Consider the following 2,398-nt stretch of genomic DNA (forward strand, 5'->3'; position numbering starts at 1 on the left):
CCGTGACCCGCCCGGGTCGGGCCCGGCACAGCGCGGTGGCCGCCGTGGTGCTGCTGGCCGCGGCCCCGGGCATCGGCTCACTGCTCTGAGGGGTCCGCGCGGGCGCGCGGCGGCCGGGCCTCAGTGCGACGGCGGCTGCGGCGTCAGCATCCGGGCCAGCACCGCGCGGTGCAGCGGCCGGGCCGCCTCGTAGCGCTCGCGACCCTCGGGGGTGAGCTGCACGTAGATGCCGCGGCGGTCGGAGGCACACATCGCCCGCGCGACCAGGCCGGCCTTCTCCAGCCGGCCGATCAGCCGGGAGAGCGCGCTCTGGCTGAGGTGCACCGTCTCGGCCAGCTCCTGCACCCGCAGGTTGCCCGCCGCCTCGGCCGGCGCCTGCGCGAGCCGCTCCAGCACCTCGAACTCGCTCATCCCCAGGCCGAACCCCTCGCCCAGCTCACGCTCCAGGACGCAGGAGGTCGCCGCGTGGCGGGCCAGCAGCGCGCGCCATTCGCGGACCAGCTCGGCCTGGTCGGGGACCACCTCTGATGCAGACACGGGCGCATCCTAGCACATGCATGGGAACTATATGAGTTCACATTATATTTACTTGCATTGATTGCACGTGCATGTAGTGTCTCGCCCATGACCACAGCACCCCGCGACGGATCAACACCCCACTCCCCGAAGACCTCTGACACCTCGACCGGTCAGGACCACTGGAGCCCACGGCTCTGGGGCACCCTGATCGTGCTCTGCGCCGCCCTCTTCCTGGACGCCCTGGACGTCTCGATGGTCGGCGTCGCACTCCCCTCCATCGGCACCGACCTCAAGCTCTCCACGTCCGCACTGCAGTGGGTGGTCAGCGGCTACGTCCTGGGGTACGGCGGGCTGCTGCTGCTCGGCGGCCGGGCGGCCGACCTGCTGGGCCGGCGCCGGGTCTTCCTGATCGCCCTCGCGGTCTTCGCCGCCGCCTCGCTGCTCGGCGGGCTGGTCGACGACGGCGCCCTGCTGATCGGCGCCCGCTTCCTCAAGGGGGCCAGCGCCGCCTTCACCGCCCCGGCCGCGCTCTCGATCATCACCACCACCTTCGCCGAGGGACCGGCCCGCAACCGGGCCCTGTCGATCTTCACCACCTGCGGCGCCAGCGGGTACTCACTGGGCCTGGTGCTCAGCGGGCTGCTCACCTCGGTCGGCTGGCGCTGGACCTTCCTGATGCCGGTACCCGTCGCCCTGGTCGCGCTCTTCGCCGCGATCCGGCTGCTCCCCCGCCCGGCCCGCGAGGAGCGCGGCCACGGCGGCTACGACGTGGCGGGCGCCATCACCGGCACCGCCGCCCTGCTCCTGCTGGTCTTCACCGTCACCGAGGCGCAGAGCGCCGGCTGGGCCAGCCTGCGGACCCTGGGCTCGCTCGCCGCGGTGGTCGTGCTGGGCACCGCCTTCCTGCTGATCGAGCAGCGCACCGCGCACCCGCTGGTGCGGCTGGGCATCTTCCGCAACGGGATGGTGGCCCGGGCCAACGTCGCGGCGCTGACCGTGATGGGCTCCTACGCGGGCTTCCAGTTCATCGTCACCCTCTACCTGCAGCGGGTGCTCGGCTGGTCCGCCCTGGAGATGGCCTTCGCCCTGCTGCCGGCCGGCGCCCTGGTCGCGCTCTCGGCCACCAGGATGGGCGCCATCGTGGACCGCTACGGCACCGGCCGGCTGCTCCCGCTGGGCGGCCTGGCGCTGGTCCTGGGCTACGCGCTCTTCCTGCGGCTGGACACCCACAGCACCTTCGTCGCGCTGGTGCTGCCGAGCATGCTGCTGCTGGGCATCGGCTTCGCCCTCGCCTACCCGAGCGCCAACATCGCCGCCACCGACGGTGTCGCCGACGAGGAGCAGGGCCTGGCCTCGGGGCTGGTGAACACCGCGATGCAGGTGGGCAGCGCGCTGGTGCTCGCCGTGGTGAGCGCCGTGATCACCGCCGGCAGCCACGGCGGTAGCAGCGCGCGGCAGCAACTGGACGGCTACCGGCCGGCGCTGGTCCTGGTCACCGTCGTCGCCCTGGCGGGGCTGGCGGTGACCGGGCTCGGTGCCCTGCTCGACCGCCGCCGGCGCACCGCCGCCGTCCACCCGGTGGCGGACTACGATGTGGTGCGGACGAACGCGCTGGTCGACAGCGTACGAGCGGAGGAGCGGGTCTGAGTCTGCGTCATCTGCCGGACCCTCCGACGGGCACCCGTCGGAGGGTGCTGCGCTGTCCGGCCGACGGGCCGGCCAGTGTCGGCCTGCGTCCGAACTACGCACCGTGCGGGGTGCGGTGGCGCCGCGAGGGCTTCCGGGACCGGACGCAAGACGCCCGCCGGGCAGGCGACCCCTCGCTGCCCGGCGGGCGCCGGGCCCCCCCGCCCCCCCGTCCTCGTGGGCCGGGCGCGGC

At 73.8% G+C, this 2,398-nt stretch carries 2 protein-coding genes; one reads left to right on the top strand and one right to left on the bottom strand.

The features are described 5' to 3' along the window. Window positions 1–120: 120 nt before the first annotated feature. Window positions 121–537: a MarR family transcriptional regulator gene (locus ABD323_RS27145; protein WP_344444609.1), complete on the bottom strand. Its 417-nt coding sequence runs from the start codon at window positions 535–537 to the stop codon at window positions 121–123. A gap of 87 nt (window positions 538–624) precedes the next feature. On the opposite strand from ABD323_RS27145, the gene ABD323_RS27150 reads away from it, so the two are divergent. Continuing rightward, a complete protein-coding gene (locus ABD323_RS27150; protein WP_344444610.1) occupies window positions 625–2,166 on the top strand; it encodes an MFS transporter in 1,542 nt (513 codons plus the stop codon). Window positions 2,167–2,398 lie beyond the last annotated feature (232 nt).

The organism is Kitasatospora nipponensis (assembly GCF_039528135.1).
Taxonomy (GTDB): domain Bacteria; phylum Actinomycetota; class Actinomycetes; order Streptomycetales; family Streptomycetaceae; genus Kitasatospora; species Kitasatospora nipponensis.

Coding starts and splice junctions, on each gene's coding strand:
- ABD323_RS27150 (WP_344444610.1), top strand. CDS start 625: ATGACCACAGCACCCCGCGACGGATCAACACCCCACTCCCCGAAGACC.